This is a genomic window from Pimelobacter sp. 30-1, from assembly GCF_018831735.1.
In the GTDB taxonomy this organism is placed as follows: domain Bacteria; phylum Actinomycetota; class Actinomycetes; order Propionibacteriales; family Nocardioidaceae; genus Nocardioides.
In genome coordinates this window covers 188,264-212,753 of the sequence record NZ_NHTS01000007.1, presented here as the reverse complement: position 1 = coordinate 212,753, position 24,490 = coordinate 188,264, and the positions used below count along the sequence as shown (strand labels likewise).

General features: G+C 72.2%; 22 protein-coding genes. 9 read left to right on the top strand and 13 right to left on the bottom strand.

Annotated features, from left to right (window positions below; translation table 11 throughout):
- The first annotated feature begins 28 nt into the window (after positions 1-28).
- Positions 29-1,480 (top strand): DNA recombination protein RmuC, encoded by a 1,452-nt coding sequence (locus CCO04_RS19750; RefSeq protein ID WP_215815872.1) that lies wholly within the window; start codon positions 29-31, stop codon positions 1,478-1,480.
- A gap of 7 nt (positions 1,481-1,487) precedes the next feature.
- Here CCO04_RS19750 and moaA read toward each other — a convergent pair whose 3' ends face one another.
- A complete protein-coding gene (gene moaA / locus CCO04_RS19745; protein ID WP_215815871.1) occupies positions 1,488-2,480 on the bottom strand; it encodes a GTP 3',8-cyclase MoaA in 993 nt (330 codons plus the stop codon).
- A 56-nt stretch (positions 2,481-2,536) separates the two neighbouring features.
- On the opposite strand from moaA, the gene CCO04_RS19740 reads away from it, so the two are divergent.
- Positions 2,537-3,457 (top strand): SURF1 family protein, encoded by a 921-nt coding sequence (locus CCO04_RS19740; RefSeq protein ID WP_308281375.1) that lies wholly within the window; start codon positions 2,537-2,539, stop codon positions 3,455-3,457.
- Here the strand turns inward: CCO04_RS19740 and CCO04_RS19735 are convergent.
- From CCO04_RS19735 to glpK, 3 genes are read right to left on the bottom strand one after another with little or no spacing between them, the layout of a single operon-like run.
- Complete coding sequence (locus tag CCO04_RS19735) at positions 3,343-4,113, bottom strand: SDR family oxidoreductase (RefSeq protein WP_215815870.1); 771 nt, start codon at positions 4,111-4,113, stop codon at positions 3,343-3,345. The genes CCO04_RS19740 and CCO04_RS19735 overlap by 115 nt on opposite strands.
- Positions 4,113-5,882 (bottom strand): glycerol-3-phosphate dehydrogenase/oxidase, encoded by a 1,770-nt coding sequence (locus tag CCO04_RS19730; protein ID WP_215815869.1) that lies wholly within the window; start codon positions 5,880-5,882, stop codon positions 4,113-4,115. Before CCO04_RS19730 ends, CCO04_RS19735 begins: the two co-directional genes overlap by 1 nt.
- Positions 5,879-7,417, bottom strand: a complete 1,539-nt coding sequence (gene glpK / locus CCO04_RS19725; RefSeq protein ID WP_215815868.1) for a glycerol kinase GlpK — start codon at positions 7,415-7,417, stop codon at positions 5,879-5,881. Before glpK ends, CCO04_RS19730 begins: the two co-directional genes overlap by 4 nt.
- 83 nt (positions 7,418-7,500) lie before the next feature.
- Here glpK and CCO04_RS19720 point away from each other — a divergent pair, with 83 nt between their 5' ends.
- Together CCO04_RS19720 and CCO04_RS19715 are read left to right on the top strand one after the other, a co-directional pair.
- Complete coding sequence (locus tag CCO04_RS19720; protein WP_215815867.1) at positions 7,501-8,304, top strand: ABC transporter ATP-binding protein; 804 nt, start codon at positions 7,501-7,503, stop codon at positions 8,302-8,304.
- Between the two features lie 13 nt (positions 8,305-8,317).
- Complete coding sequence (locus tag CCO04_RS19715) at positions 8,318-10,843, top strand: ABC transporter permease (protein WP_252373621.1); 2,526 nt, start codon at positions 8,318-8,320, stop codon at positions 10,841-10,843.
- A gap of 27 nt (positions 10,844-10,870) precedes the next feature.
- On the opposite strand, the gene abc-f is transcribed toward CCO04_RS19715, so the two are convergent.
- Positions 10,871-12,469 carry a ribosomal protection-like ABC-F family protein gene (abc-f, locus tag CCO04_RS19710; RefSeq protein WP_215815865.1) on the bottom strand — a complete coding sequence of 533 codons (1,599 nt, stop codon included), beginning with the start codon at positions 12,467-12,469 and terminating at the stop codon, positions 10,871-10,873.
- A gap of 80 nt (positions 12,470-12,549) precedes the next feature.
- Positions 12,550-13,203: a hypothetical protein gene (locus CCO04_RS19705; protein ID WP_215815864.1), complete on the bottom strand. Its 654-nt coding sequence runs from the start codon at positions 13,201-13,203 to the stop codon at positions 12,550-12,552.
- A 164-nt stretch (positions 13,204-13,367) separates the two neighbouring features.
- On the opposite strand from CCO04_RS19705, the gene CCO04_RS19700 reads away from it, so the two are divergent.
- Positions 13,368-14,339: a neutral zinc metallopeptidase gene (locus CCO04_RS19700; protein WP_215815863.1), complete on the top strand. Its 972-nt coding sequence runs from the start codon at positions 13,368-13,370 to the stop codon at positions 14,337-14,339.
- Between the two features lie 7 nt (positions 14,340-14,346).
- On the opposite strand, the gene CCO04_RS19695 is transcribed toward CCO04_RS19700, so the two are convergent.
- Genes CCO04_RS19695 through CCO04_RS19685 form a run of 3 tightly spaced genes read right to left on the bottom strand, consistent with a single transcriptional unit; the run spans position 14,347 to position 17,721 of the window.
- On the bottom strand, positions 14,347-15,252 hold the full coding sequence (locus CCO04_RS19695; protein ID WP_215815862.1) for a phosphotransferase family protein: 906 nt from the start codon (positions 15,250-15,252) through the stop codon (positions 14,347-14,349).
- Positions 15,253-15,262: 10 nt separating this feature from the next.
- Entirely contained in the window at positions 15,263-16,819 is a 1,557-nt protein-coding gene (locus CCO04_RS19690) for an ABC transporter permease (protein WP_215815861.1), read from the bottom strand.
- On the bottom strand, positions 16,816-17,721 hold the full coding sequence (locus CCO04_RS19685; RefSeq protein ID WP_215815860.1) for an ABC transporter ATP-binding protein: 906 nt from the start codon (positions 17,719-17,721) through the stop codon (positions 16,816-16,818). Before CCO04_RS19685 ends, CCO04_RS19690 begins: the two co-directional genes overlap by 4 nt.
- A gap of 52 nt (positions 17,722-17,773) precedes the next feature.
- On the opposite strand from CCO04_RS19685, the gene CCO04_RS19680 reads away from it, so the two are divergent.
- Complete coding sequence (locus tag CCO04_RS19680) at positions 17,774-18,250, top strand: GbsR/MarR family transcriptional regulator (RefSeq protein WP_215815859.1); 477 nt, start codon at positions 17,774-17,776, stop codon at positions 18,248-18,250.
- Positions 18,251-18,268: 18 nt separating this feature from the next.
- Positions 18,269-18,742: a GNAT family N-acetyltransferase gene (locus tag CCO04_RS19675; RefSeq protein ID WP_215815858.1), complete on the top strand. Its 474-nt coding sequence runs from the start codon at positions 18,269-18,271 to the stop codon at positions 18,740-18,742.
- Here CCO04_RS19675 and CCO04_RS28725 read toward each other — a convergent pair.
- On the bottom strand, positions 18,717-19,337 hold the full coding sequence (locus CCO04_RS28725) for an acVLRF1 family peptidyl-tRNA hydrolase (RefSeq protein WP_215815857.1): 621 nt from the start codon (positions 19,335-19,337) through the stop codon (positions 18,717-18,719). The genes CCO04_RS19675 and CCO04_RS28725 overlap by 26 nt on opposite strands.
- A 41-nt stretch (positions 19,338-19,378) precedes the next feature.
- Between CCO04_RS28725 and CCO04_RS19665 the strand changes: the two genes are divergently transcribed.
- Positions 19,379-19,897, top strand: coding sequence for an SRPBCC family protein (locus CCO04_RS19665; protein ID WP_215815856.1), 519 nt, complete (start codon positions 19,379-19,381; stop codon positions 19,895-19,897).
- A 364-nt stretch (positions 19,898-20,261) separates the two neighbouring features.
- Positions 20,262-21,407 carry a helix-turn-helix domain-containing protein gene (locus CCO04_RS19660; RefSeq protein WP_215815855.1) on the top strand — a complete coding sequence of 382 codons (1,146 nt, stop codon included), beginning with the start codon at positions 20,262-20,264 and terminating at the stop codon, positions 21,405-21,407.
- Positions 21,408-21,470: 63 nt separating this feature from the next.
- Here the strand turns inward: CCO04_RS19660 and CCO04_RS19655 are convergent, their stop codons facing one another.
- From CCO04_RS19655 to sufU, 3 genes are all read right to left on the bottom strand, one after another.
- Positions 21,471-23,474, bottom strand: coding sequence for an Ig-like domain repeat protein (locus CCO04_RS19655; RefSeq protein ID WP_215815854.1), 2,004 nt, complete (start codon positions 23,472-23,474; stop codon positions 21,471-21,473).
- 152 nt (positions 23,475-23,626) lie between these two features.
- Entirely contained in the window at positions 23,627-24,010 is a 384-nt protein-coding gene (locus tag CCO04_RS19650; RefSeq protein WP_215815853.1) for a metal-sulfur cluster assembly factor, read from the bottom strand.
- Positions 24,007-24,489 carry a Fe-S cluster assembly sulfur transfer protein SufU gene (gene sufU / locus CCO04_RS19645; protein WP_215815852.1) on the bottom strand — a complete coding sequence of 161 codons (483 nt, stop codon included), beginning with the start codon at positions 24,487-24,489 and terminating at the stop codon, positions 24,007-24,009. Before sufU ends, CCO04_RS19650 begins: the two co-directional genes overlap by 4 nt.
- Position 24,490 lies beyond the last annotated feature (1 nt).

Here is a 24,490-nt window from a genome sequence, read left to right as displayed (position 1 = left end):
TGTCGGGCCCTGCTGTTTGACTGCTCCCATGGCCGTTCTCCTCGCCCTCCTCGTCGGACTCCTGCTCGGTGCAGGGGTCGGCTGGCTGGTGCGCCAGGCCACCGCGCCGGCCGCCCCCGACGTCGCGCCCGGCGAGGCGCCCGAGGTGGTCGCCGAGCGGCACGAGGCGGCGCTGGCCCAGGTGCGGGCGACCCACGAGTCCGCGCTCGCGGCGCTGCGCCACGAGGTCGAGCGCGCCGAGATCCAGGGCGAGGCCCAGGTCGCGCGGGCCCGGGCCGAGGAGTCCGCGGCCCGGGCCGCCGTCCAGTCCGAGCTGACCGGGGCGCTGGCCACGGTCGACGAGCTGCGGGTCGCGGTCGACGAGGCGCGCGGCCAGTACCGCGCGCTCCTCGACCAGCAGCGCCAGGCCCAGCGCGAGCGCGAGGCCAACGAGGCCGGCCAGACCCAGGTCCTCAAGACGCTGACGCCGGTCGTCGAGCACCTGCGCTCGATGCAGCAGAAGGTCGACGACCTCGAGAAGGCGCGCGTCCAGCAGCACACCGAGCTCGCCACCCAGATCAAGCACACCCAGCGCTCCGTCGAGGACTCCCGCAAGGCCGCCGACACCCTGGCCTCGGTGCTCAAGAACAACGCCGTCCGCGGTGCCTGGGGCGAGACCCAGCTGCGCACGCTGGTCGAGACCGCGGGTCTGCTCAACCGGGTCGACTTCGAGCTCCAGCACTCCGTCGAGGCCGACTCCGGCCACCGCCGTCCCGACATGGTCATCAACCTGCCCGGCGGCAAGCAGATGGCGATCGACGCCAAGGTCCCCTACAACGCGTTCATGGACGCCCAGCGCGAGGGCATCGAGCCCGAGACCCGTCAGCGGCTCCTCGAGGACCACGCCCGCAAGGTCCGCGGCCACGTCGACACCCTGGCCCGCAAGGGCTACTGGACCGGCCTCAACGTGAGCCCCGAGTTCACCGTCGCGTTCATCCCCAACGAGCAGCTGCTCAACGCCGCGATCGACGTCGACCCCTCGCTGATGGAGCACGCCTTCGCCAGCGGCATCGTGCTGGCCACGCCCACCAACCTGTGGAGCATGCTCAAGACGGTCGCCTTCACCTGGAAGCAGGAGGCGCTCACCGAGGACGCCCAGGTCCTCTTCGAGCTCGGCCAGGTGCTCTACCGCCGCATCCTCAAGCTCTCCGAGCACGTCGACAAGCTCGGCCGCTCGCTCCAGCGCAGCGTCAAGGACTACAACGCCTTCACCGGCTCCCTGGAGCGCTCGGTGCTCCCCGCGGCACGCAAGCTCAACGCCGCCGACCCGGTCGCGACCATCGAGGCGCCCAAGGAGGTCGAGGAGGTCCCGCGCGCGCTGACCTCGTCGGAGTTCTCCGCGCTCGCCGACCTCGAGCGCGACGAGCTGACGTTCGACTTCGAGGCCCTCGGCTCCGACGACGCGGTCGACGCCGAGATCGTCGACGAGCAGACCGGCTGAGTCCTGCTCAGCCGCCGATGGCCGACATCGGCCGGTCGGGCTGCAGGAAGGCCGGGTCGTCGATGCCGTGCCCGGCGGCCTTGCCCCACATGGCGGTGCGCCAGCGCTCGGCGAGCTCGGCGTCGGACGCGCCGGCCCGCAGAGCGGTACGCAGATCCGACTCGGAGCGGGCGAAGAGGCAGTTGCGGACCTGGCCGTCGGCGGTGAGCCGGACCCGGTCGCAGTCGCCGCAGAACGGGCGGGTCACCGAGGCGATGACGCCGACGGTGGCGGGACCGCCGTCGACGAGGAAGAGCTCGGCGGGGGCGCTCCCCCGCGGCTCGTGCGCGGGAGCCAACGTGAAGCGCGAGGCCAGCGAGGCGAAGATCTCGTCGGCGGTGACCATCGCGTCGCGGTCCCAGCCGTGCTGGGCGTCGAGCGGCATCTGCTCGATGAAGCGCAGGTGGTAGCCGCGCTCGATGCACCAGGCGAGCAGCTCGGGCGCCTGGTCGTCGTTGACGCCGCGCAGCAGCACGGCGTTGACCTTGACCGGCCCGAGCCCGGCGGCCTCGGCGGCCGCCAGCCCCTCGACGACGTCGGCGAACCGGTCGCGGCGGGTGATCTCGTGGAAGGTGTCGGAGCGGACGGTGTCCATGCTGACGTTGACCCGGTTGAGCCCGGCCTCGGCGAGGGCCGACGCGGTACGGGCGAGGCCGAGCGCGTTGGTGGTGATCGACATCTCGACGCCCGCGTCGAGGGCGCGCACCTGGCGCACGATGTCGACCAGTCCCCGGCGCACGAGCGGCTCGCCGCCGGTGAAGCGGACCTCGGTGACGCCGAGCTCGCGCACCGCCACCCCGATGAGCCGGACGACCTCGTCGTCGGAGAGCTGGTCGTCGAGCGGCATCCAGTCCAGGCCCTCGGCCGGCATGCAGTAGGTGCAGCGCAGGTTGCAGCGATCGGTCAGCGAGACGCGGAGGTCGGTCGCGACACGGCCGTGCTGGTCGAGGAGAGGCTGCACACACCCAGCATAGGCCGGGGTCCAGTTGGCTTCCGGTTGGTCCTACCGTTGGGGGTGTGCGTTCCCTGCTGAGCTCCTGGCGGTTCCTGCTGAGCCGTCGCTGGGTCCTCTTCTTCCTGGCCATCATCCTGCTCGGCTACGGCACCTGGTGGCTCGGCGAGTGGCAGTTCGGCCGGCTGGAGGACCGCAAGGAGCGCAACGCCGTCGTCGTCGCCAACGAGGACCGGGATCCGGTCCCGGTCGACGAGGTGCTCGCGCCCGGCCGCCCGGTCGCCGAGACCGACGAGTGGCGGCTGATCACCGCCACCGGCGAGTACGACGCCGAGAACACCGTCGTGGTCCGTTACCGCACCCGCAAGAGCGCCCCGGGGGTCGAGGTGGTCGTCCCGCTGGTGACCGCCGACGGCACCGCGGTGCTGGTCGACCGGGGGTGGTTCGCCACCGACAACCCCGAGATCGGTCCCGACGAGCTCCCGGCCCCGCCCGAGGGCGAGGTGACGATCACCGGCTGGGTCCGCGCGGACGGCACCGGGGGCAGCACCCAGGTCAGCGGCCGCTCGACGCGGGCGATCGCGAGCGGACCGATCGGCAAGGCGACCGGGCTCGACGTGTTCACCGGGTTCGTCGCGCTCAAGGCCGAGGACCCCGAGCCGGCCGAGGCGCTGGAGCCGGTCGAGCTGCCCGAGCTGGGCGAGGGACCGCACTTCTTCTACGGGCTGCAGTGGTGGTTCTTCGGCGTCCTCGGGGTCGGCGGGTTCGGCTACCTCGCGTGGGACGAGCGCCGCAACGGGCCGCGGGGCGAGCGCAAGGGCACCAAGCGGCGCCAGGGCGGCCCGTTCTCGCGCCGTGAGGACGCCCGGGTTCAGAGCGGGCGCGACATCCCGCCGTCGACGGGCAGCATCACGCCGGTCAAGAAGGACGCGGCGGGCGAGAGCACGAACGCGGCGACCCGGCCGAACTCCTCGGGCCGGCCGTAGCGGCGCAGCGGGATCTGGGCGCGGGCGGCCGCGGCGGAGGCCTCCGGGTCGCCGGTGGCCGCGTCGAGCTCGGCGACGCGCTCGGTGCCGACCCGGCCCGGGAGCAGTCCGTTGACCCGGATGCCCTGGGGCCCGAGCTCGTCGGCGAGCGTCTTGGCGGTCATCGCCAGACCGGGACGCAGCCCGTTGGAGATCGCGAGATCCGCGATCGGCTGGATCACGCTAGTCGAGAGCACGAACGCCAGCGATCCGCCCTCGCCGAGCTCGGCGGCGACCTCGCGCGCCAGGCGTACGGCGCCGAGGAAGACCGAGCCGAACGCGGTGGTCCACTGCTCGTCGGTCATCGCGGTGACGGGCCCGGACGGCGGACCGCCGACGCTGATCAGGGCGCCGTCGAGGCGGCCCCAGGTGGCGCGCGCGGCGTCGATGAGGCGGGCGGGCGCCGCCGGGTCGGCGTTGTCGGCGACCACGCCCACGGCGCAGCCCGCTCCCCCGATCGCGGTGAGCGCGGCGACCGCGCTGTCGACCGACGCCGCGGTCCGTCCGGAGAGCACCACCCGGGCACCGTCGGCGACGAGCGCCTCGGCGGTGGCGCGGCCGAGGCCGCGGGTCGCGCCCGTGAGCACGTACACCCGGTCGGTGAGCTGCAGGTCCATCAGGAAGTCTCCGTCTCCATCTCGATCTCCTCGATCTCCTCGGCGATCCGGGAGACCGGTACGACGTCCGCCGCGCCCTTGCGCGCCGCGTCGGCCGTGTGGTCGTCGGGCTGGCGCTGCGACTCGCGCTCGGCCTCGACGCGCTTGAGGTAGTGCTCGACCTCGCGCTCGCGCTGGTCGGCGTCCCAGCGCAGGTGCCCGCGGACGAGCTCGGCGACGTGGGGCGCGGCGGCGACCCCGCGGTCGAAGGTCTCGAACGAGATCCGCATCCGGCGGGTCAGGATGTCGTCGAGGTGCCGGGCGCCCTCGTGGGTGACGGCGTAGACGGCCTCGACCTTGAGGTAGTCCTCGGCCCCCGGCAGCGGCTCGCCCAGCTCGGGCTCGGCGGCGACCAGGTCGAGGACCTCGAGCACCAGCGAGCCGTAGCGCTCCAGCAGGTGCTCGACGCGGTTGATCGCGAGCCCGGACTGGGTGGCGAGCGCGCGCCGCTGGTTCCAGAGGGCCTGGTAGCCGTCGGCGCCCACCAGCGGCACGCTCTCGGTCACGCACGCGCCGGCGGTGCGGCCCTGGACCGAGGCGAGCCCGTGCACGGCCTCGTCGACGGCGTCGGCCGCCATCACCCGGTAGGTCGTGTACTTGCCGCCCGCGACGACCACCAGGCCCGGGACGCTGTGGGCCACGGCGTGCTCGCGGGAGAGCTGGGAGGTCGCGTCGGACTCGCCGGCCAGCAGCGGGCGCAGGCCGGCGTAGACGCCCTCGACGTCGTCGCGGGTGAGCGGCACCTCCAGCACCCGGTTGACGTGCTCGAGCAGGTAGTCGATGTCGCTGCTGCTCGCCGCCGGGTGGTCCTTGGAGAGCGACCAGTCGGTGTCGGTGGTGCCGATGATCCAGTGCCGCTTCCAGGGGATCACGAAGAGCACGGACTTCTCGGTGCGCAGGATCAGCCCGGTCTCGCCGCGGATCCGGTCGCGCGGGACGACGAGGTGGATGCCCTTGCTCGCGCGCACCTTGAACTGACCGCGCTCGCGCGCCATCGACTGGGTCTCATCGGTCCACACGCCGGTGGCGTTGATGACCTGGGAGGCGCGGATGTCGAAGCGGTGGCCGGTCTCGAGGTCGATCACCTCGGCGCCGACGACGCGCTCGCTCTCCTTGATCAGGCCGACGACGCGGGTGCGCGAGGCGACCGCCGCGCCGTACGTCGCCGCGGTGCGCGCCAGGAACATCGTGTGCCGGGCGTCGTCGACCTGGGCGTCGTAGTAGCGGATCGCCCCGACGAGGGCGTCCTTGCGCAGCGACGGGAACGCCTTGCGGGCGCCATGGCGGGTGAGGTGCTTGTGCAGCGGCAGGCTGCTGCCGTAGCCGCTCGCCTTGGACATCGCGTCGTACATCGCGACGCCGGTACCGGCGTACCAGCGCTCCCAGCCGCGCCCGTTGAGCGGGTAGAGGAAGGGCACCGCCCGGACCAGGTGCGGGGCGAGCCGCTCCATCAGGAGACCGCGTTCCTTGAGCGCCTCGGCGACGAGGCGGAAGTCCATCATCTCCAGGTAGCGCAGGCCGCCGTGGATGAGCTTGGAGCTGCGGCTCGACGTACCGGAGGCGAAGTCGCGGGCCTCGACGAGGCCCACGGACAGGCCGCGGGTGGCGGCGTCGAGCGCGGCGCCGGAGCCGACCACGCCGCCGCCGATGACGAGGACGTCGAGGGGCTGCTCGGCCAGGCGCTTGAGCGCGGCGCTGCGGGCTCGGGGGGACAGGGCGGCGGGACTCATCCGGGCACCTCCACCCAGTCGAGCGTACGTTGCACGGCCTTCTTCCACTGCGCGTACCCGCTCGCGCGGCGGTCGTCGTCCCACTGGGGCTCCCAGCGGGTGTCCTCGCGCCAGTTCTGGCGCAGCTCGTCGGTGTCGCGCCAGTAGCCCACCGACAGCCCGGCCGCGTACGCCGCTCCGAGCGCGGTCGTCTCGGGCACCACCGGCCGGCTCACCGGGACGCCGAGCACGTCGGCCTGGATCTGCATGCACAGGCTGTTGAGCGTGACCCCGCCGTCGACCTTGAGCACCTCGACCGCGACCCCGGAGTCGGCGCACATCGCCTCGACGACGTCGCGCGACTGGTAGCAGATCGCCTCGAGCGTGGCGCGCGCGACGTGGGCGTTGGTGTTGAACCGGGACAGCCCGACGATCGCGCCGCGGGCGTCGGAGCGCCAGTAGGGGGCGAACAGCCCCGAGAAGGCCGGCACGAAGTAGACCCCGCCGTTGTCCTCGACCTGGCGGGCGAGCGACTCGGACTCCCCCGCGCCGCTGATGATGCCGAGCTGGTCGCGCAGCCACTGGACGGCCGAGCCGGTGACCGCGATCGAGCCCTCCAGCGCGTAGACGCACGGCTGGTCGCCGAGCTGGTAGGCCGGCGTGGTGAGCAGACCCGCCTGGGAGCGGACGATCTCGGTCCCGGTGTTGAGCAGCATGAAGTTGCCGGTGCCGTAGGTGTTCTTGGCCTCGCCGGGCGCGAAGCAGACCTGGCCGACGGTCGCGGCCTGCTGGTCGCCGAGGATGCCGGTGATCGGCACCTCGCCGCCGAACGGCCCCCAGGCGCGGGTGGTCCCGTAGGGCGTGACCGCCGAGGACTCCCGGATCTCGGGGAGCATCCGCCGCGGGACGCCGAAGAAGCCGAGCAGCTCGTCGTCCCAGTCGAGGGTCTCCAGGTCCATGAGCATGGTCCGGCTGGCGTTGGTCACGTCGGTGACGTGGACGCCGCCGTCGGTACCACCGGTGAGGTTCCACAGGATCCAGGTGTCCGGCGTCCCGAAGAGAGCGTCGCCGCGCTCGGCCGCCTCGCGCACACCGGGCACGTTGTCGAGGATCCACTGCAGCTTGCCGCCGGAGAAGTACGTCGCCGGGGGCAGCCCCGCCCGGTGCCGGATCACGTCGCCACGACCGCCCGAACCGTCGCGGTCGAGGGCGGCGGCGATCGCGTCGGTGCGGGTGTCCTGCCAGACGATGGCGTTGTAGAGCGGGCGCCCGGTACGCCGGTCCCACACGATGGTGGTCTCGCGCTGGTTGGTGATGCCGACGGCGGCGAGGTCCTCGGCCCCGAGCCGGGCCTTGCCGAGCGCGGTCTGGACGACGGCCGACGTCCGCTCCCAGATCTCGACCGGGTTGTGCTCGACCCAGCCCGCCCGCGGCAGGATCTGCTGGTGCTCCAGCTGGTGCCGGGCGACCTCGGTGCCCGCGTGGTCGAAGACCATGAACCGGGTGCTCGTGGTGCCCTGGTCGATCGCCCCCACGAAGCGTGCGTCAGCAGCCATGACCCGAAGCCTACGGATCTCCGGGGGCAGGCTCGGGGACATTCCGGATGCGGGTCGTCGGACCCTCCTGGCAGGGTGGGCCCATGACCTCCGGCAGCGCCTCGGCCCCGACCGCCCCGTCCCCCACCGCCGTCGCCGCGCGGGCGGTCGACCTGCGCAAGGTCTACGGGTCCGGCGACTCCGAGGTCCGCGCCCTCGACGGCGTGACGATCGACCTCGCCGCGGGTGAGTTCACCGCGATCATGGGCCCGTCCGGCTCCGGCAAGTCCACGCTCATGCACTGCCTCGCGGCGCTCGACAGCCCGACCGGCGGCGAGGTCTGGGTCGGCGACACGGCGCTGTCCCGGCTGCGCGACAAGGCGCTGACCGCGCTGCGCCGCGAGGAGATCGGGTTCGTCTTCCAGGCGTTCAACCTGATCCCCACCCTCAGCGCCCGCGAGAACATCCTGCTCCCGCTCAGCCTGGCCGGCCGCAAGCCCGACCAGGCCTGGTTCGACACCGTCGTCGACACCGTCGGCCTGCGCGACCGCCTCGGGCACCGCCCCGCCGAGATGTCCGGCGGCCAGCAGCAGCGCGTCGCCTGTGCCCGCGCCCTGGTCAGCAAGCCGTCCATCGTGTTCGCCGACGAGCCGACCGGCAACCTCGACAGCACCTCGGGCGCCGAGGTGCTCTCGTTCCTGCGCCGCAGCGTCGACGAGTTCGGCCAGACGATCGTGATGGTCACCCACGACGCCGTCGCCGCGTCCTACTGCGACCGCGTGGTCTTCCTGGCCGACGGGCGCCTGGTCGACGAGATCCGCGACCCCGACCGCGACGCGATCCTGGCCCACATGACCTCGCTCCAGGCCGCGGCTGCCGCCGCGGCCGCTGCGCGCCGGGAGGCGTGAGCCCGTGCTCCGCATGACGCTGCGCAACCTCTTCGCCCGCAAGGTGCGGCTGCTCATGAGCGGCCTGGCCATCGTGCTCGGGGTCGCGTTCCTGTCCGGCGTGCTGGTCTTCAGCAACGGCCTGTCCACCACGTTCGACGGCATCGTGCACGGCTCGACGCCCGACGGCGTGGTCCGGGCGGCCGACACCGAGGAGTTCGGCGGCGGCGAGTCCGGCCAGTCCGCGCTCGCCCTCACCCCCGACGTCGTCCAGGCGCTCGCCGCGCTCCCCGAGGTCGACCGCGCCGACGGCGAGGTCAGCAGCGCCGGGCTGAGCCTGCTCGCCTCCGACGGCACGCTCGTCGGCGGTACGGGCGCGCCGACCCTGTCCTTCAACCACACCGGCAGCCCCAACATGGAGGGCAAGCCCACGCTCCTGCTCGACGACGGCCGCTGGCCCGAGGGCACCGACGAGATCGTGCTCGACCAGCGCGCCGCCGAGGCCGGTGACTACCGGCTCGGCGACGAGGTCAAGCTGCTCGCCCCGTTCGGGACGCTCGAGCGCACCGCCACGCTCGTCGGCACCGCCGAGTTCAACGGCGGCGGTACGGCGGGCGCGACCCTGCTGATCTTCTCGACCGCCGGCGCCCAGGACCTCTTCTTCGGCGGCAAGGACGTCTTCAACCGGATCAGCCTCACCGCCGCCGACGGCGTCACCCAGAAGCAGCTCGCCGCGGCCGCCGACAAGGTGCTGCCCGAGGGCTTCGAGGCGGTCACCGGCGACCAGGTGGCCAAGGAGTCCCAGGACGCCATCGGCACCTTCCTCGACGTGATCCAGACCTTCCTCACGGTGTTCGCGATCATCGCGGTGCTCGTCGGCGGGTTCATCATCGTCAACACCTTCTCGATCCTCGTCGCCCAGCGCACCCGCGAGCTGGCCCTGCTGCGCGCCCTCGGCGCCGGCCGCGGCCAGGTCACCCGATCGGTGCTGGTCGAGGCGTTCGTGCTCTCGATCGTCACCTCGACGCTGGCGATCGGGCTGGGCCTGCTGCTCGCGCGCGGGCTCGCGGCGCTCTTCCGGGTGGTCGGGCTCGACATCGCCGGCGACGCGCTCCAGCTCACCTCGGGCGCGGTCGTCACCAGCTACCTGGTCGGGGTGGGCGTCACGATGATCGCCGCCTACCTCCCGGCCCGGCGGGCCGGGCGGATCGCGCCCGTCGCGGCGATGCGAGCCGACGCCGCCCCCGAGCGCACGTCGCTGCGGCGACGCACGCTCATCGGGGCCGTGGTCATCGCCATCGGCGCCGCCTTCGCGGTCGCCGGGCTCCAGCGGCCCAACGCCCTGTGGGTCGGCATTGGAGCGGTGCTGTGGATCCTCACCGCCGCCGCGCTCTCCCCCGTGCTCGGCCGCCCGGTGCTCGTGGTGTGCCGGGGGCTGTTCGCCCTGCTCTTCGGCGCCACCGGGCGCCTGGCCGGCGAGAACGCGCTGCGCGACCCCCGTCGTACGGGCGCGACGGCGTCGGCACTCATGATCGGGCTCGCCCTGGTCTCGACGATCGGCGTGCTGGCCTCCTCGCTCAACAAGTCGATCGACGACGAGGTCGACCAGCAGTTCACCGCGGACCTGCTGGTGCAGAGCTCGACCTACCTGCCGTTCTCGACCGAGATCGGCGACCGGATCGCCGGCATCGACGGTGTCGGCGTGCTCAGCCGCCAGCAGTACACCTCGGCCCGCTACGACGACAAGGGCGTGTCGATCACCGGCGTCGACCCCGCGTGGCGCGAGATCTACCACCTCGACACCGTCAAGGGCACCACCGACGTCAGCGGCGCCGAGGCCTTCGTCAACGAGGACTTCGCCGACAAGCACGACCTGGCCGTCGGCGACCGGCTCGACCTCCGGTTCCAGGGCGGCAAGACGCTCACCCCGACGATCACCGGCATCACGAAGAGCTCCGACGTCACCTCCGAGGTGACCCTGCCGCTCGACCAGCTCGCCCGGGCCGGGGTGCTGCGCCAGGACACCTCGATCAGCATCCTGCTCTCCCCCGGCGCCGACGCCACCGCCGTGCGCGACCGGGTGGACGCCGCCGCCAAGCCCGCGCCCATCGTCGGGGTCTTCGACAAGGCCGAGTTCGCCGACGAGTTCCGCGGCCAGGTCAACCAGCTGCTGTTCATGATCTACGGCCTGCTGGCGCTCGCGATCGTCATCGCGGTCATCGGCATCGTCAACACGCTCGGTCTCAGCGTCATCGAGCGCACCCGCGAGGTCGGCCTCCTGCGCGCCGTCGGCATGAGCCGGGCCAAGCTCAGACGGATGATCACCCTCGAGTCGGTGACGATCGCCGTGCTCGGCGCCGTCCTGGGCATGGCCCTCGGCGTCCTCATCGGCGTCCTGCTCCAGCAGGCGCTGTCCAAGGACCTGACCAGCCTCGGGCTGCCCATCGGCAACCTGGTGACCTTCCTGGTCGTCGCCGTCGTGGTCGGCGTGCTCGCGGCCGTCGTCCCGGCGATCCGGGCCGCGCGGCTCGACGTGCTCGACGCCATCGCCAGCGAGTAGCCCGCGGCCGCAGCCGCGGGCCCTCGCTCAGGCGAGCGCGATCAGGTCGGCGTAGTCGGGGCTCCAGAGGTCCTCGACGCCGTCGGGGAGGATGAGCACCCGGTCCGGCTCGAGCGCGTGGACCGCGCCCTCGTCGTGGGTGACCAGGACGATCGCGCCCTCGTAGCGGCGGATCGCGCTGAGCACCTCCTCGCGGGAGGCGGGGTCGAGGTTGTTGGTCGGCTCGTCGAGCAGCAGCACGTTGGCCGCCGAGACGACGAGCGAGGCCAGTGCGAGCCGGGTCTTCTCGCCACCGGACAGGACGCCGGCCGGCTTGTGCACGTCGTCGCCGGTGAAGAGGAACGAGCCGAGCACCGAGCGCGCCTCGGTGTCGGTCAGCTCGGGCGCCGCGGACTGCATGTTCTCCAGCACCGAGCGGCTCACGTCGAGCGTCTCGTGCTCCTGGGCGTAGTAGCCGACCTTGAGGCCGTGCCCGGCGACGACCTCGCCGGTGTCGGCCTTGTCGACGCCGGCCAGGATCCGCAGCATCGTGGTCTTGCCGGCGCCGTTGAGGCCGAGGATGACCACGCGCGAGCCCTTGTCGATGGCCAGGTCCACGGCGGTGAAGATCTCCAGCGCCCCGTAGGACTTCGACAGGTCGTGCGCCGAGAGCGGCGTCTTGCCGCAGGCGGCCGGCGTCGGGAACTTGATCGCCGCGACCTTGTCGGACTGGCGCTCACCCTCGACCCCTTCGAGCAGCCGCTCGGCGCGCTTGAGCATCTGCTGCGCGGCGCTGGCCTTGGTCGCCTTGGCGCGCATCTTGTTGGCCTGGTCGGTGAGCGTCTTGGCCTTGTTCTGCGCGTTCATCAGCTCGCGCTTGCGGCGGGCCTCGTCGGTCTCGCGCTGGGTGAGGTAGTTCTTCCAGCCCATGTTGTAGACGTCGATGACCTCGCGGTTGGCGTCGAGGTGGAAGACCTTGTTGACCGTCTGCTCGAGCAGGTCGTTGTCGTGGGAGATGACGATGAAGCCACCCTTGTAGGTCTTCATCCAGTCGCGCAGCCAGAGGATCGAGTCCGCGTCGAGGTGGTTCGTCGGCTCGTCGAGGATCAGCACCTCGGCGCTGGAGAACAGGATCCGGGCCAGCTCGACCCGGCGTCGCTGACCACCCGAGAGCGTGCCGAGCGGCTGCTCCATCAGGCGGTCGGGGATGCCGAGGCTCTGCGCGATCTGGAGCGCCTCGGTCTCGGCGGCGTAGCCGCCGCCGGCGTCGAGCTCGTCCTGGGCCCGCTGGAACTTGCGGAACGCCTTGTCCCGCTCGTTCGGGTCGTCGGAGGCCATGGCGACCTCGGCGGCCCGCATCCGCCGTACGGCGTCGTCGAGGCCGCGCGCGGACAGGATCCGGTCGCGTACCAGCACCTCGGGATCGCCCACCCGCGGGTCCTGCGGCAGGTAGCCGAGCTCGCCGCTGTTGCTGACCGTGCCGCTGGCGGGCAGCACGTCGCCCGCGAGGACCTTGGTGAGCGTGGTCTTGCCGGCTCCGTTGCGGCCCACGAGGCCGATCTTGTCGCCGGCGCCGACACGGAAGCTGACATTGTCCATGAGGAGCCGCGCACCGACGCGAACCTCGAGCTGGTGCACAGTGATCATGACCTACTGAACGCTATCGGTCGACACGCGCTGCACGGTAATCGACCGATCCGCCGGAGACCGGCAGCCGGGCCGTCTCGTCAGGACGACCAGGTCCCCTTCTCGCCCCGCGAGTTGTAGTGATTCTTCACCACGACGTAGAAGATCTGCCGCACACCCTTGATCCCGGGGCTCACGACCTTTGCTCCGGTCTGGGCGTCGTAGGTCCGGCACCAGCGCTCACCTGACCGCATCTGGCAGTCGGCGAGCTTGTCGACCTTGCCGTACCAGGACTCAAGCTCCCACCCGCGCAGTGGGGTGTTCGAGAACCACCGCGCGTAGGTGCGCTTCTTGATGAGCCGGGTCCCGTTCGAGGTGTAGCCCTGCTGGCAGACGGACGTCGTGAGCGTCACGGAGAACAAGGTGATGCCGACGACGCTCTTCTGGACGACCTTTGTCACCAGTGACTTGTGGGTCACGCAGAAGGCCCGCTTGCCGTTGACGCGGTAGTACCCGGGTCGATCGACGCGCCGTGACGTCATCCGCACCGACTCGACGGCGACCTGCTCTGCTGCCGCTCGATCATCGAGAATCGCACGGACCTGACGCCCGGTCGCACCCTGACGGCGCAAGGCGTCCGTGACCCTCGCCTTCTGCGCGAGGGTCAGCTCGGTCGAGTGTCTCGCTTGCTTTGGGTAGTCCGAGGCGTGCGTGGGCGAGACCCCGCCCACCGCGCACGCAATGCCCAGCGCCACGACCAAAAGGGACCTTGCGACCACAGTCATGTGAACCAACTTCCGAGATTGTCTGCGCGAGAACGGAGCACGCACTGTTCACAACGTAACAGGCGGTCTGTCTCCACCTGACTGCACCGTCGACGGCCATTCGAATCACGGCGCCGATCCTCTAGTCTGACGCGGTGGTTCGATTCAATCCCAAGGCGCGCCTCGACCAGTCACGAGTGCGTGACGCGGGGGCGAGCGGTGGCCGAGGACCGGCCGGATCAGGCATGCGGATCCCCCTCCCCGGAGGCAAGGGCGGTATCGGAGGCATCGTCGTCCTCGTCATCCTGTTCCTCCTTGCCCGGTTCCTTGGACTCGACCTCGGACTCGGTGGAGGCACGAGCGGGGACAGCCCGGCTGCACAGAAGCCGACGTCCGGCCTCGTGCAGCTTCGCTACGAGGACTGCCGGTCAGGTGCGGACGCCAACACGAACCAGGACTGCGCTCGGTTGGCGATCGAGAACTCCATCACCGCCTACTGGGCCGACGCTCTCCCGGAGCTTCGCGACTATGACGGCGGCGGTGCCCGTCAGTTCCGCGCCATCGACGCGCTCTACACCTTCACGGGCTCGGTCAACACCGGCTGCGGGCCCGCAAGCTCGGACGTCGGGCCCTTCTACTGCCCGTCGGACGAGTCCATCTACCTCGACACGACCTTCTTCGATGACGTGCTCGAACGTCAGCTCGGGGGTCCCGACGGCGTCTTCGTCGAGTTCTACGTCCTTGCGCACGAGTACGGCCACCACATCTCGAACCTGATCGGCTCCATGGGCCTCGTGCGCACGCAGGAGACGGGACCGGACAGCCCCGGGGTGCGCTTGGAGCTGCAGGCCGACTGCTTCGCAGGGATGTGGGCTGCCCACGCCTCCCAGACCCGGGATGCCGACGGCAACCTCTTGATCGAGGAGCTCAGCAAGCAGGATCTTGACGAGGCCCTCGCTGCCGCGGCGGCGGTCGGCGACGACCGGATCCAGCAGACGACCCAAGGCCGTACGAACCCCGAGTCCTGGACCCACGGATCTGCCGCACAGCGCCAGTACTGGTTCACTCGCGGTTACAAGGACGGCGGCTGTGACACGTTCGCAGCGCGCACCGTCCAGGTGAGGTAGACGCCGCTCACAGGTCGAGCAGGGCCTCCATGTGCCCGAAGGTCCGCTGCAGCGCCCGCAGGTACGGCGCGACCGCGGGATGCCGGTACTTCCCGGCCAGCGCACCCTCGCCACCGGCCACCCGCGACAGCGCCCACTCCGCCCGGCTGAGGGCGGTGTAGACGGCGACGATCCGGGCGCCGAGGACGACGGCGTCCCGGTCGGCGACACCGTCCGGCAGCCCGAGCAGGTAGGCGTCGAGCAGGGGCTCGAACTCCTCGCGCGCCGAGAGCGAGAGGTAACCGAGGTCGCCGCCCACGGGACCGTGCCCGACGGTTCCCCAGTCGATGGCGAGCACCTCGTCGCCCTCGCGGCCGGGCAGGTTGCGGGGCGTCGCGTCGCCGTGCTGGGGCACCTGCGGGACGCCGTCGAGCAGGGCGAGCATCGTCTCGCGGCGGGTCCACAGGTGCTCGGCGACGTCGGCGACCGTCGTCCGGGCGAGGGTGGGCCAGCCGCCCCGGCGGGCCACCCGGGCCAGCCGGTCGCGCATCAGGTCGCGGGCCAGGAACTTCGGGTGCCCGATCTCGGCGCCGGCGTACCGGCCCAGGGCGAGGGCCAGGAACAGCCCGCTCGACGCGGCGTCCTCGACCCAGTCGCGGACGATCGTGACGCCGGCCTCGTCCTCCTCGACGGAGGCGGGGGCCGAGCGGAGCCCCGGCGTACCGCTGCACAGCCCGGTGAGCAGGACGTCGGCCTCGCGCCGCCAGTACCCGACGTGTGCACGGTCCGAGAGGACCGCCGGGTCTCCGGGACCGGGCGCGCCGATCCGCTTGATCACGACCGGCCGCCCTCCGAGTGCGGTCCGCCACACGCCGACGGTGGACGTCCCGGTACCTCCCGGGAGCGCCACCCAGTCGGGCTCCGGCTGCCACATGCGGCTGAAACTAGCCGATGTCGCGCTCGCGGAACCGCCACCACGCCACACCCAGCAGGAGCGCGGCCACGGCGCTGAGGCCGCCCGCACTCCCCCAGTCCCAGCTCGCGGCGGGCAGCGACGGCACGTGCGCGTACGGCGAGAGGCCGGTCAGCCAGCCCGGCAGGTCGAGGAGGTCGCCGAGGAGCGAGAGCGTCAGGAAGGCGGCGGGCCACACCCAGACCAGCGCGGCCCAGCGCGCGCCGAGGGCCAGCGAGAGGGCGGCGAGGGCGCCGACGACCCACGCGGCGGGCACCCAGGCGAGGGCCGCGGTGACGAGGTTGCCGATGCCGGGGCCGTCGGCGGCGGCGTACCCGATCCAGAGGCCGACGCCGGTCACGACGAGCAGCCACGCGGTGCCGGCGAGGGCCAGCACGGCCGTCGCGCCGAACCAGCGGGCTCGGCTGACCCCGGTGGCCAGCACGATCTCGACCCGCCCGTCGGTCTCGTCGTGCGCGGAGTGGCTGACCACGGTCGCGGCGAAGTAGGTGAGCACCACCGCGACGATCGAGAGGATCGCCGAGACGAGCGCGCCGCCGAGCTCGTCGATGATCGACTGCGCGGTCGCGTTGTCGAGGAGGTCCCCGATGCCGGGCGCGATCATCCCGAACACCACGCCCAGCGCGCCGGCGGCGGCACTCCACAGCAGGAGCGTCGTCGCGTGCACCTTGACCGCGAGCGAAAACGCGTCGGCGAGGCGGGGCGAGCCCGTGGCCGGACCGGGGCGGGCGGCGACCAGGCCGGCGCCGAGGTCGCGCCGCGAGCGCAGCACCACCGCGGCGGCGACGAGGACCAGCGCGAGCGCGGGATAGGCCGGCAGGAGCCACCAACGGGTCTCTCCGTAGGCGCGGACCTGGGTGTTCCAGCCCAGCGGCGAGACCCAGCTGAGCCAGCCGGGCCCGGTGTCCCCGACGGCCCGGAGCACGAAGAGCAGGCCGATGATCCCGGCCGCGAAGCCGGCGCAGGTTCGGGCGCTCGCCGAGAGCTGGGCGGTGAGCACGCCGATGCCGGCCGCGACGAGGGCGCTGCCGGCCCAGAGCAGGCCGAACGCGAGCGAGCCCCGGGCGTCGAGGCCGCCGAGGATGTTGCCGAGCGCGGTGAGCAGACCCAGGACGACGGCGAGCAGGACCGCCTCGACGCTCGCCGCCACGAGCGGCGCGTCCCGGCCGACGGCGGTGCCGCCGATCAGCTCGGTCCGGCCGCTCTCCTCCTCGACCCGGGTGTGCCGGCGGACCACGGCGACGAAGAGCACCGCGGCGAACACGGCGTACAGGACCGTCATCTTGGTCATCGCCAGCTCGCCCTCGCTGGTGACGTCGAGGATCGGACCGTAGAGCGCGACGATCGCGGGGCTGGCGTTGATCGCCTCCGCGGCGTGCACCCGCTCGGCGAGGCCGTGGTAGAGGCTCGGTGTCGCCGCCGCTGAGGCGATGCTCATCAGCACGAGCACGCCGATCCCGACGGGAGCGAGCACCCGGTCGCGCCGCAGCCCGAGGCGCAGCAGGAGGGGCCAGCCGGTGGTGCTCATCGCCGGGCGCCCGCCCGGTCGCGGTAGGCGTCGAGGAAGAGTTCCTCCAGGCTCGGCGGGGTGCTCGTCAGCGCGGTCACGCCGGCATCGGTCAGCGCACGCAGGACCTGGGGCAGCACGTCCGGCTCGACCGAGCACGTCACCTGGTCCCCCGCGACGCTGACGTCGTGGACGCCGCCGAGCGTGGACAGGTCGGGCGGCGTACCGGACACGGTGGCGACGACCTTGGTCCGGTGCAGGTGGCGCAGCGAGCCGAGGCTGCCGGACTCGACGACCCGGCCCTCGCGGATGATCGTGACCCGGTCGACCAGCCGCTCCACCTCGCTGAGGATGTGGCTCGACAGCAGCACCGTCGCGCCCCGCGCGGTCTGCTCGGCGACGCACTCGTTGAAGACCTGCTCCATGAGCGGGTCGAGTCCCGACGTGGGCTCGTCGAGGATGAGCAGGTCGGGGTCGGTCGCGAAGGCAGCGACGAGCGCGACCTTCTGCCGGTTGCCCTTGGAGTACGCGCGCCCCCGCTTGGTGGGGTCGAGCGAGAACCGCTCGATGAGCTCCTCGCGCCGCGACCCCGCGGGCTCGGCGCCGCGCATCCGGATCAGCAGGTCGACGATCTCCCCGCCGCTGAGGTTCGGCCACAGGCTCACGTCGCCCGGGACGTACGCCAGGCGCCGGTGCAGCGCCGCGGCGTCGGACCACGGGTCACCCCCGAGCAGCCGGACCTCCCCCGCGTCCTTGCGCAGCAGACCGAGCAGCACCCGGATGGTGGTCGACTTGCCGGCCCCGTTGGGGCCGAGGAAGCCGTGCACCTCGCCCGGCTGGACCACCAGGTCGAGCCCGTCGAGCGCCCGGAACGACCCGAACGTCTTCACCAGCCCACGAACCTCGATGAGGGGACTCGTCATGACTCCATCATGCACCTGTTTCAGCAATTTCTGAATCTTGTAGAATCACGCCATGGCGACCGACGAGCAGCGGGCCGCGTTCATCGAGCGGCTGGGCGGCGCCCTGACGAGCGCCGGACTGGCCCGGCTGCCCTCCCGCGCCTTCGCCGCCCTGCTCGTCGACGACGACGGACGGATGACCGCCGCCGAGCTCGGGGCGGTCCTCGACGTCAGCCCGGCCTCGGTGTCGGGGGCGGTGCGCTACCTCGACGGCGTCGGCATGATCCGCCGCGAGCGGGAGCGCGGCTCCCGGCGCGACGTCTTCGTCGTCGAGGACGACGCCTGGCACGGCACGATGACCCGCATCGACCAGCTCTACGGCCCGATGATCGCCGCGCTCGAGCGCGGCGTCGGCGACCTCGCGGACGACGACCCGGCCCGGCGCCGGCTGGTGCTGGCCCAGGCGTTCCTCTCGTTCGTCCTCGAGGAGATGTCCGACCTCGACCGCCGGTGGGCGCTGCGCCGGGCCGAGCTCGGCCTCGACGACTGACTCGGGCAGGATCGGTCCATGCAGATCGCGACCGACGACCCCCGCCGGCCCGACGTGCTGGCCCTGCTCGATGAGCACCTGGCCGACATGTACGCCACCTCGCCCGCGGAGAGCGTCCACGCCCTCGACCCCGACGCGCTGGCCGCGCCGGAGATCACCTTCTGGACCGCCCGTGACCCCGAGGCCGGCGACCTGCTGCTCGGCTGCGCCGCGCTCAAGCGGATCGATGCCGGCCACGCCGAGCTCAAGTCGATGCGGACCGCCACGGTCGCCCGCCGCCGCGGCGTCGCCGGACGCCTGCTCGACCACGTGCTCGCCGCGGCCCGGGCCACCGGCCACCACCGGGTCAGCCTGGAGACCGGCACCGAGGACTACTTCGCCCCGGCCCGCGCGCTCTACGTCACCCGCGGGTTCACCGTCTGCGGCCCGTTCGAGGGCTACTCCCCCGACCCGAACAGCACCTTCCTCACCCTGGACCTGTCGGCGCGTTGACCACCTCGACCACGAGCGCCTGCGCATCGCGCACCGCCTGGTCGAGGATCGTCCGCCGCGGATCCGGTACGGCGAGCCACGGACCCACCGCCCCCACCCCGGCCAGTCGCGGGTCGGCGAGCACCTCGGCCACCGCCGACCGGTCCCCACCCGCCACCACCGTCGTCGCCCCACCCAGCACCCGCACCGCGTGGTCGGCCGCGGCCGCATAGGCATCGCGGGCCTGGTTCGCCCGGCGCCGCGCGAACCGCTGCTGGGACTGCCCGCCCGCCTTGGTCCGCCCCTGCACGTGGCGCTGCCCGACCTTGCTCTCGGTCATCCGCTCCCCCTCCAGGCGCGCCACGGCGAAGCCGCCCTTGCGCACCAGCAGCAGCCCCCACACCTCGGGCGCCACCGCGGCCTCGGCGAGGGCGGCGGCCTCGGGCGGGCCGTCGTACGGGAGGGAGAAGGGGAGCCGCGCGGCGAACCAGGAGCCGTCGGCCGCCGTACCGGCGAGGGCGCCGGCGCTCACCGCGAGGTCGGGAGCGCCGTGCGAGACGGCGAAGTTGGCGATCCAGCGCGCCCAGCGCGACGGGGGGACGAGGACCTCGGGCACAGGACGACCCTACTGACGAGAACGTGTTCTAGTCTGCAACCATGGCCTCGACCGCGACCCTGCACCCGTGCGACCTCGTCGATCTGGCCTGGATCGACACCGCACCCCACCGCTTCGCCAACAGCGTCGACCTCGCGATCACCCCGGCCCAGCTCTTCGAGGTCCTCGCCGACGCCACCGCCTGGCCGCGCTGGGCCAAGGCCATCACGAACGTCACCTGGACCACCCCGGAGCCCCGCGGCGTCGGCACGATGCGCACCGTGACCATGCACGGCGGCCTGGTCGGCGCCGAGGAGTTCATCGCCTGGGAGGAGCACGCGCTCCTCGCCTTCCGCTTCAACGAGGCCTCGGAGAAGCGCATCAAGGCGTTCGGCGAGCGCTACGACGTGGTCGCGACCGCGACCGGCTGCCGGCTCACCTGGACGATGGCCATGGAGGTCTCCGGCGCGGCCCGCTACACACTGGCGCCGAGCAAGCCGCTCCTGAACGCGGGCTTCCGCTGGTTCCTGCGGAACCTGCGGCGCTACACCGACGAGCGCTTCGGCTCACCGTCGTCCTGATCGTGCTGCTCCACGGCACCCGGCTGGCGCCCCCTGACGATCGCCGGTGCTGACCGGGAGCCTAGCCGCGCCCGAGCACCTGGGGTGGTCCCCCGGCGCACCGGGACGTACTTCGGCCCCTTTGTTGTCACCGGAGTGAGCAGGCGCGCGCCGGCGCTCGGCCGGCGGCGTGCGCGGCCGGCTCGGGGCCTCGGCGCGGACGGCGTCAGCACGGACTTTCTTGTCACGTACGTCACAACATCCCGGCCGTCGACGGCCTCACCCAGCCGGGAGCCTTGGCCGGGTGCGGTCGCTGTGGCTGAATCGAGGTGGTCGCCCCCTACGACCCGACGGTGCGTTCTGTTGGAGACGAAGGGAGGACCCGATGACCGCGACGACCATGCCGAGCATGTCGACCCTGCCGGTCCCGTTCCTGTCGATCGAGTCGGCGGGCCGCACGTCCACCGTGCGGCTGCAGCCCGACCGGCTGGCGCTCCTGTGCCAGCGGATGGTGCGAGCGGTCAGCTCCTCGCTCGGGACGCCGCCCGACGATCCGCAGGTCCGCGGAGCGATCACCGGCGTCGTCCAGTGCTTCATCTCCGCCGGCGGCCGCGCCGAGGACGCCGCGCACGACGCCGAGCGCCTGGTCCGCACCCTGGCGGTCGACCTCAGCCACGCCGGCCTGGTGGCCGTCGACGTCCACCGCCTCTTCCGGGCGGTGCACCCCGTCGTGGTGAGCGCGCTCGGCCAGGTCGTCGGCGACACGGTGCGCGGCGACGCGATGCTGGCGCTGCGCCGCGCGGCCCAGCGCTACCTCCACCTGGTCTGCGCGACGATGACCGTCGAGCTCCGCCGCGAGAGCGCACGCCGCGCGCACCGGCACGCCCACTGGCGCGCCGAGGTCGGCGGCGTCGACGAGCCTCCGCACCACGCAGGCCGCCTCGGTCAGATCCGGGCGCTGGTGTCGGTCCACGACGAGCTGCCCCTGGCGCTGCGCACGGACCCGCGCCTCATCGCCCGCCCGTCGGCGTACGAGCTGCTGGTGCCGGAGGACGTCGCGCTGCACACCCTGGTCCCCGCGCTGACCGGGCAGGTCGTCGTCGGTCCGCCCACGCCGTGGGCCGACCTGGGCGACAGCCTCCAGCTCGTGTGGCGCGCGACCCGGCTCCTCAGCGACGGCCTGGCCGCCGACGACCGGCTCCTGGTGCCGTGCACCGAGATGCTCGGCCCGCTGCTCGTGGCGGGCAACCCGCTCCTGACCGGGATGCTGGTCAGCAAGCACCTCGCCGTCTTCGACGGGATCCGGACCCTGCGCCGCAACGACCTCGCGCTCACGCTCCTGCGCTGGCTCGAGACGGCCGTCCCCACGAACCAGCTGGCCCGCGACATGGGCCTGCCGCCCCAGACCCTGCACAGCCGGCTGTCCAAGCTGCGCGAGATGTTCGGCGCCAAGCTGGAGGACCCGCCCACGCGCCTCGAGCTCATCGTGGCGCTGCGCTCGGTCCTCCCGAGCTGGGACATCGCCGTCTGACGTACGTGACGACACGATGGCCCCCGAGCAGGGTTCGGGGGCCATCGTGCACATCTCCTGCGGCTACTTCTTGATCTTCAGGGTCGTGACCGCCGACGCGAGCGGGTTGTAGCTGCGGTCGCCCAGGTAGGAGACCTGCACCCGCCACTTGCCCTTGGCCAGCTTGGGCAGCTTGATCGCCCGCTGTCCCGCGCTGAGCGTGACCGTCACGATCCGCTTGGTCTTGCCCTTGGTCAGGGTGACCCGCACGGTCCCCGTCGGCACCGGCGTCGCCGCGCTCGCCCGCGCCACGACGACCGTCGCCTTGCCGGCCTTCTTCGAGGTCGGCGCCTTGGTGACCTTGATCGTCGGCCGCTTGGGGTTGACCTTGACGATCGGCGCCGCCGTCACCGGTCCCCGCGCCGCGGAGGCCGAGGTCAGCGTGTCCGCGCCACGGGTGGCAGTGGACTCGAAGGTGATCGACTTCGACAGCTGCGCCGAGGTGAGCGCGAGCGTGGTGCCCGTGGCCCCGCTGATCGCGACGCCGTTGGCCTTCCACTGGTTCGTCACCGTGGCCGAGCCGTCGTTGAACGCCGCGGGCGTCCCGGTCAGCGTCTTGCCCACCTGAGCCGTGCCGCTGATGCTGGGCGCGGTCGTGACCGCCAGCGGCGCCTGCTCCGCCGTCACCGGCCCCACCGCCGCCGAGGCCGACGCCAGGGTGTCCGAGCCCCGCGTCGCGGTGGACTCGAACGTGATGGTCTGGCCCTGCTGAGCAGCGGTCAGCGCGAGCGTGGTGCCCGTGGCACCGTCGATCGCCGTACCGTTGGCCTTCCACTGGTTGGCCACCGTGGCCGAGCCGTCGTTGAACACCGCCGGGGTCCCGGTCAGCGTCTTGCCCACCTGCGGCGTACCGGTGATGCTCGGGGCGGTCGTGACCTCCAGCGGCGCGGTCGCCTCGGCGGTCACCACGGCGTAGGCGCCGTCCGCGATGTCGAGCACACCACCGCCGGCCATGGAGGCAGGCAGGGGCACTGCGGGAGCGGAGCCGCCGCCGGTCTGGGGCTCGGAGGACCACGCCACGACATTGCCCTGCTGGGTCAGCAGGAACTGGGGGCTGCCCGCGGCGGTGTCACCGGTGCTGTTGATCTCCTTGACGGTCTGACCCGCAGGGACGCCCGGGAAGTTGTCGTCCTGCCAGGTCTGGAGGTCCCACAGGACGAGCCCGTTCTGCTTCACCAGACGGAATCCGTAGCTCTTGCCGCTCTGGGTCAGGAAGGTACCTGTCGCGGCCGTCACGACCTCCTCGGTCGGCGTCCCGAGCTGGCTGCTGAACGCCACCACGGGGTCTGCACCGGCCGGTCGCACCTCGTACAGGCCTTGGCCGTCGGAGAGGACGACGAGCGAACCGTCGGAGCGCAGCGCGATGACATTGGTGTCGAACGAGCCCAGGACGCTCCGGTGAAGGGCGCTGAGCGCCACCACTCCGGTGACCGGCTGACCACCGGACATCACCGTGGACACACCCTCCTCGGTGCCGACCCGGTCGGGCCCGTAGGCGATGACCACCACGCGACGCTCGCCGCCGTCGGTCTCGACGATGGCGTAGGCGCGGTAGACACCTCCGCTGACCGCGATGGCCTTGCCGCCGAGCTGTTGCGTCGTCCAGCCCTGGTCCGCGAACGAACCCCGGGAGCCGCCCCACTTGGTGACGGTGCCGTCAGCGGAAGCGGCCCAGATGGACCGCGGACCGCCGACGCTCAGTGACAGCGTCCGCTGTCCGCTCACGTTGGCCGGTACCGACAGGGCGCTCGTCTGACCAGCGGCCAGCATGTCCACGGTGCCGTCCGAGCGAATGGCACCGACGCCGTTGAGGCCCATGCCGTTGTCGCCCAGCTGGGCCCATGGCCCCGCCGGTCCTCCGCCGGACGGATAGCTGACCGTCTCCGCCCCGTCGGCCCAGCCGATCACGTGTCCCGTCGTGGGGGCGTCGCCCGGCTCAGCCTGAGCCGGTGCCGCGAGCGCGGACGCGGTGCCCATCACCAGGGCCGCCGCGCTGAGCGCGCCGACCTTGGATCGCCAGTGATTCATGCCCTGCCTCCTGAGATGTCATGACCGCCGGCACCCACCGCGTCGACGGTAAAGGGCACCCTAGGTCTGACCGGCCAGCGGTAGCGGGGCTCAGGAGGAAACGGTCGACAACTCGGACGGACATCCGACGGCGACCGGGCGGGGCGAGAGGCTCAGACGTTGAAGCCGAGCGCGCGCAGCTGCTCGCGACCGTCGGGCGTGATCTTGTCGGGGCCCCACGGCGGCATCCAGACCCAGTTGATCGCGACGTCGTTGACCAGGCCTTCGAGGGCGGACTCGGTCTGGTCGGTGATGACGTCGGTCAGCGGGCAGGCCGCGGAGGTGAGCGTCATGTCGAGGACGACGTTGGTGCTCTCGTCGACGTGGATGCCGTAGACGAGGCCCAGGTCGACGACGTTGATGCCGAGCTCGGGGTCGACGACGTCGCGCATGGCCTCCTCGATGTCGGCGAGGGCGACGTTGGACGACGCGTTGGTGCCGGCCAGGGCCGCTTCGGGCACCTCGGGCAGGTCGCTGTGGTCGATGGACTCGGTCATCGCTTGTCTCCGTCTCCGACTGCTTCGTTCGTGGCGACGACCTGGGAGGTCGCGTCCTTCCAGGCCATCCAGGACAGCAGGGCGCACTTGACGCGGGCCGGGAACTTGGCGACGCCGGCGAAGGCGATGCCGTCCTCGAGCACGTCCTCGTCGGGCTCGACCGTGCCCTTGCCCTGCATGAGGGTCAGGAACTCCTGGTGGATGGCCATCGCCTCGTCGACGCTCTTGCCGACCAGGAGGTCGTAGAGCACCGAGGCGGAGGCCTGCGAGATCGAGCAGCCGAGCGCGTCGTAGGACACGTCGTCGACCACGCCGTCGGCCAGGTGGACCCGGAGGGTCACCTCGTCGCCGCAGGTGGGGTTGACGTGGTGCACCTCGGCGGTGTGGTCGGCGTGCTCGCGCAGCCCCTTGCCGTGGGGGTTCTTGTAGTGGTCGAGGATGATCTCCTGATAGAGGGCATCCAGATCCTGGGCAGTCATC

Excerpts from the sequence above, each read along its gene's own strand:
- CCO04_RS19660 (WP_215815855.1), top strand. The coding sequence starts at position 20,262 with ATGACCGCGACGACCATGCCGAGCATGTCGACCCTGCCGGTCCCGTTC.
- CCO04_RS19720 (WP_215815867.1), top strand. The coding sequence starts at position 7,501 with ATGACCTCCGGCAGCGCCTCGGCCCCGACCGCCCCGTCCCCCACCGCC.
- CCO04_RS19685 (WP_215815860.1), bottom strand. The coding sequence starts at position 17,721 with ATGACGAGTCCCCTCATCGAGGTTCGTGGGCTGGTGAAGACGTTCGGG.
- CCO04_RS19715 (WP_252373621.1), top strand. The coding sequence starts at position 8,318 with ATGACGCTGCGCAACCTCTTCGCCCGCAAGGTGCGGCTGCTCATGAGC.
- abc-f (WP_215815865.1), bottom strand. The coding sequence starts at position 12,469 with ATGATCACTGTGCACCAGCTCGAGGTTCGCGTCGGTGCGCGGCTCCTC.
- CCO04_RS19690 (WP_215815861.1), bottom strand. The coding sequence starts at position 16,819 with ATGAGCACCACCGGCTGGCCCCTCCTGCTGCGCCTCGGGCTGCGGCGC.
- CCO04_RS19675 (WP_215815858.1), top strand. The coding sequence starts at position 18,269 with ATGCAGATCGCGACCGACGACCCCCGCCGGCCCGACGTGCTGGCCCTG.
- CCO04_RS19695 (WP_215815862.1), bottom strand. The coding sequence starts at position 15,252 with ATGTGGCAGCCGGAGCCCGACTGGGTGGCGCTCCCGGGAGGTACCGGG.
- CCO04_RS19665 (WP_215815856.1), top strand. The coding sequence starts at position 19,379 with ATGGCCTCGACCGCGACCCTGCACCCGTGCGACCTCGTCGATCTGGCC.
- CCO04_RS19655 (WP_215815854.1), bottom strand. The coding sequence starts at position 23,474 with ATGAATCACTGGCGATCCAAGGTCGGCGCGCTCAGCGCGGCGGCCCTG.
- CCO04_RS19680 (WP_215815859.1), top strand. The coding sequence starts at position 17,774 with ATGGCGACCGACGAGCAGCGGGCCGCGTTCATCGAGCGGCTGGGCGGC.
- sufU (WP_215815852.1), bottom strand. The coding sequence starts at position 24,489 with ATGACTGCCCAGGATCTGGATGCCCTCTATCAGGAGATCATCCTCGAC.
- CCO04_RS19650 (WP_215815853.1), bottom strand. The coding sequence starts at position 24,010 with ATGACCGAGTCCATCGACCACAGCGACCTGCCCGAGGTGCCCGAAGCG.
- glpK (WP_215815868.1), bottom strand. The coding sequence starts at position 7,417 with ATGGCTGCTGACGCACGCTTCGTGGGGGCGATCGACCAGGGCACCACG.
- CCO04_RS19750 (WP_215815872.1), top strand. The coding sequence starts at position 29 with ATGGCCGTTCTCCTCGCCCTCCTCGTCGGACTCCTGCTCGGTGCAGGG.
- CCO04_RS19730 (WP_215815869.1), bottom strand. The coding sequence starts at position 5,882 with ATGAGTCCCGCCGCCCTGTCCCCCCGAGCCCGCAGCGCCGCGCTCAAG.
- CCO04_RS19735 (WP_215815870.1), bottom strand. The coding sequence starts at position 4,113 with ATGGACCTGCAGCTCACCGACCGGGTGTACGTGCTCACGGGCGCGACC.